We start from the raw sequence: 3,661 nt of genomic DNA on the forward strand, positions 1-3,661 counted from the left end.
GAGCCGACGCGCGGCATCGACGTCGGCGCGCGCGCCGAAATCTACAACCTGTTCTACGAACTCGCGGAAGCGGGCCGCACGGTGATCCTCGTCTCGAGCGATCTCGCCGAGGTGATCGGCGTGTCGGACCGGATCGTCGTGATGAAGGAAGGGCGCATCGCCGGCGAAGTCGCGAAGGCGCAGGCGACGCCCGATACGCTGATCAAGCTCGCGCTGCCGCGCTGACGGATGCGCGAACGCGTGACAAACGGAATGCAATGACATGAGCCAGGCGATGCAACCCCAACAGACTTCCCCGTCCCCCGACGCGGCCGCCGTCCCCGTGCGCGCACGCGGCGGCGTGTGGCAACTGATCAACCGCTCCGGCATCGTGATGGTGTTCGCCGTGCTGTTCGCGACGCTGTCGCTGACCGTGCCGGACTTCCTCACGCCGCGCAACATCCAGGGCCTGCTGCTGTCGGTCACGCTGATCGGCTCGATCGCCGTGACGATGATGTTCGTGCTCGCGCTCGGCGAAGTCGACCTGTCGGTCGCGTCGATCGTCGCGTTCTCGGGCGTCGTCGCCTCGACGCTGATCACGGCGACGCACAGCGTCGTGCTCGGCATCGCGGCCGGCGTACTCGCGGGCGGCGCGGTCGGCCTCGTCAACGGCGTGCTGATCGCGCGCTGGCGCATCAACTCGCTGATCGTCACGCTCGCGATGATGGAGGTCGTGCGCGGCCTCGCGTTCATCACGTCGAACGGCGACGCGGTGATGATCTCCGAGGAGCGCTTCTTCGATCTCGGCGGCGGCTCGTTCCTCGGCATCTCGTATCCGATCTGGAGCAACATCGTCGGCTTCGTCGTGTTCGGCTTCCTGCTGCGCAAGACGGTGTTCGGCAAGAACGCGCTCGCGGTCGGCGGCAACGGCGAGGCGGCGCTGCTCGCGGGGCTGCCGGTGATGCGGATCAAGATCACCGTGTTCGTGCTGCAAGGGCTCGTGACCGGCTTTGCGGGCGTGATGCTCGCGTCGCGGATGAGCCTCGGCGATCCGAAGACCTCGGTCGGCCTCGAGCTCGGCGTGATCTCGGCGTGCGTGCTCGGCGGCGTGTCGCTGACGGGCGGCGTCGCGACGATTTCCGGCGTGCTCGTCGGCGTGCTGATCATGGGCTCGGTGCAGGACGCGATGAGCCTGCTGAACGTGCCGACCTTTTACCAATATCTGATACGCGGCGGAATTCTGTTGCTCGCGGTGCTGTTCGACCAGTATCGTCGCAACCAGCGGCGCGCGATGAAGATCTGAGCGTGCGCGCCGCCTGAGCATCGATTATCGGGAGACGGCATGCAACAGAATCGACCGGCCGCGGCGGCTTCGCTGCTGGCCGACTGCCGCAACGCGCTCGGCGAGGGCGCGACGTGGTGCGACGCAACGAATACGCTGTACTGGACGGACATCGAAGGCGCGCGGCTGTGGCGCTGCCGCGCGGACGGCTCCGCGCTCGCGCAGTGGCCGATGCCCGAGCGTCTCGCCTGCTTCGCACTGACCGACGATCCGGACGTGCTGCTCGTCGGGCTCGCGACGCACCTCGCGTTCTTCGATCTGCGCAGCGGCGCGTTGACGCGGATCGTCGACGTCGAGCCTGACCTGCCGACGCGCCTGAACGACGGCCGCTGCGATCCGTTCGGCGCGTTCGTGTTCGGGATGAAGGACGAAGGCGGCGAGCCGCCGCGCGCGGTCGGCGGGTTCTACCGGCTCGGTTCCGACCTCGCGCTGGAGCGGCTCGCGCTGCCGCCGGCCGCGATCGCGAACAGCATCGCGTTCTCGCCCGACGGCACGAAGATGTACTTCTGCGATTCGATGGTGCGCGAGATCTTCGTCGGCGATTACAGCCGTGCGGGCGTGTCGGGCGTGCGGTCGTTCGCGCGTCTGACCGATCCGGACGGCGATCCGGACGGGGCGACGGTCGACCGCGACGGCGGGCTGTGGAGTGCGCAGTGGGGCGGACGGCGCGTCGTGCGTTACGGCCCCGACGGCATCGAGACCGAGCGCGTCGACGTGCCGACCGCACAGCCGAGCTGCCCGGCGCTCGACGGCGAAGGCCGGCTCTACGTGACGAGCGCCCGCGTCGGCCTTGCCGACGACGCGCTTGCCGACGATCCGCACGCCGGCGGCGTGTTCGTCGCGGCGACGCGGCATGCGGGGCTGCCGACCGCGCGATTCGCGCTGAAGCGCGGCGTCGGTACCTGATCGCGCGACGCGGCGGCGCGCGCGGCGATCGCCGTGCCGCCGCGCGCTTTGCTTCGCTGCCGGTGCGTCGTGCACCGCACACTTTCATTCCTCGCGCCGCGCCGCGGCACAACGGCGACAAATACGGCGCCGAACACGTCGCCGAAAACCGCACGTCGTCCTCGCACCGCGCATCCGCATCGCGACTCCCGTTTTCCGCGAAACCGCTCGTCCTCGATCGTCCCACCGGCGCCCGCCGTCGCTCGCGCATGCCTGCGGCGCCGCGTCCGAGACGGCACGCCGCGCCGCGTTCGCACCCGTTTAGGGGTTTGTCCGGACGCGCGTCCAATCCGCTTTACATATCAGGCTACCTGATAGTAAATTGGCGGCGAGTCGCAACGGGCGGCACTGTCATTGGAGAACGAAGATGAGTTACGAAGGTCGCTGGAAAACCGTGAAAGTCGCCGTCGAGGGCGGGATTGCGTGGGTGACGCTGAATCGTCCCGAGAAGCGCAACGCGATGAGCCCGACGCTGAACGCGGAAATGATCGACGTGCTCGAAGCGATCGAACTCGACCCCGAAGCGCAGGTGCTCGTGCTGACCGGCGAAGGCGACGCATGGACGGCCGGGATGGATCTGAAGGAGTATTTCCGCGAAGTCGACGCAGGCCCCGAAATCCTGCAGGAAAAGATCCGCCGCGACGCGAGCCGCTGGCAGTGGCAGCTGCTGCGCATGTACGCGAAGCCGACGATCGCGATGGTCAACGGCTGGTGCTTCGGCGGCGGCTTCTCGCCGCTCGTCGCCTGCGATCTCGCGATCGCGGCCGACGAGGCCGTGTTCGGACTGTCCGAGATCAACTGGGGCATTCCGCCGGGCAATCTGGTCAGCAAGGCGATGGCCGATACGGTCGGTCATCGTCAGGCGCTCTACTACATCATGACCGGCGACACGTTCACGGGCCAGCAGGCCGCGCAGATGGGCCTCGTCAACAAGAGCGTGCCGCGCGCGCAGCTGCGCGACGAAGTGCGTGCGCTCGCCGCCAAGCTGCTCGACAAGAACCCGGTCGTGATCCGCAACGCGAAGCACGGCTTCAAGCGGTGCCGCGAACTGACGTGGGAGCAGAACGAGGACTACCTGTACGCGAAGCTCGACCAGGCCAACTATCGCGATCCGGAAGGCGGCCGCGAGCAGGGGCTCAAGCAGTTCCTCGACGAAAAGAGCATCAAGCCAGGCCTGCAGGCGTACAAGCGCTGAGCGGCGACGCGGCGCAACCCGACCTGGGCGGAAATTGAGCGGAGACAGCGAAATGCACGAAGTGAGTTTGTTGATCGACGGCGTGTCGCGCGGCGCGTCGGACGGCGCGACGTTCGACCGGATCGATCCGGCGACCGGCCAGGTCGCCTCGCGCGCGGCGGCCGCGACGCTCGCCGATGCGGATGCCGCGGTCGCGGCCG

General features: G+C 68.2%; 3 protein-coding genes and 2 pseudogenes. All 5 read left to right on the forward strand.

Annotated elements, in window-relative coordinates; all coding sequences use genetic code 11:
- Positions 1-225, forward strand: a pseudogene (gene araG / locus HMPREF3115_RS32625) (L-arabinose ABC transporter ATP-binding protein AraG); the annotation flags it as partial.
- Between the two features lie 37 nt (positions 226-262).
- Positions 263-1,282 carry an L-arabinose ABC transporter permease AraH gene (gene araH, locus HMPREF3115_RS20520; protein ID WP_070555807.1) on the forward strand — a complete coding sequence of 340 codons (1,020 nt, stop codon included), beginning with the start codon at positions 263-265 and terminating at the stop codon, positions 1,280-1,282.
- A 39-nt stretch (positions 1,283-1,321) separates the two neighbouring features.
- Positions 1,322-2,227 carry an SMP-30/gluconolactonase/LRE family protein gene (locus HMPREF3115_RS20525; RefSeq protein ID WP_006404696.1) on the forward strand — a complete coding sequence of 302 codons (906 nt, stop codon included), beginning with the start codon at positions 1,322-1,324 and terminating at the stop codon, positions 2,225-2,227.
- 406 nt (positions 2,228-2,633) lie between these two features.
- Positions 2,634-3,461 (forward strand): p-hydroxycinnamoyl CoA hydratase/lyase, encoded by an 828-nt coding sequence (locus HMPREF3115_RS20530; RefSeq protein WP_006397493.1) that lies wholly within the window; start codon positions 2,634-2,636, stop codon positions 3,459-3,461.
- 52 nt (positions 3,462-3,513) lie between these two features.
- Positions 3,514-3,661 (forward strand): annotated as a pseudogene (locus tag HMPREF3115_RS32630) (salicylaldehyde dehydrogenase); the annotation flags it as partial.

It is taken from the genome of Burkholderia sp. HMSC10F09, assembly GCF_001806955.1.
Classification (GTDB): domain Bacteria; phylum Pseudomonadota; class Gammaproteobacteria; order Burkholderiales; family Burkholderiaceae; genus Burkholderia; species Burkholderia multivorans.

What these genes read in the sequence shown, in the direction of transcription:
- HMPREF3115_RS20530 (WP_006397493.1), top strand. Translation starts at nt 2,634, where the DNA reads ATGAGTTACGAAGGTCGCTGGAAAACCGTGAAAGTCGCCGTCGAGGGC.
- HMPREF3115_RS20525 (WP_006404696.1), top strand. Translation starts at nt 1,322, where the DNA reads ATGCAACAGAATCGACCGGCCGCGGCGGCTTCGCTGCTGGCCGACTGC.
- araH (WP_070555807.1), top strand. Translation starts at nt 263, where the DNA reads ATGAGCCAGGCGATGCAACCCCAACAGACTTCCCCGTCCCCCGACGCG.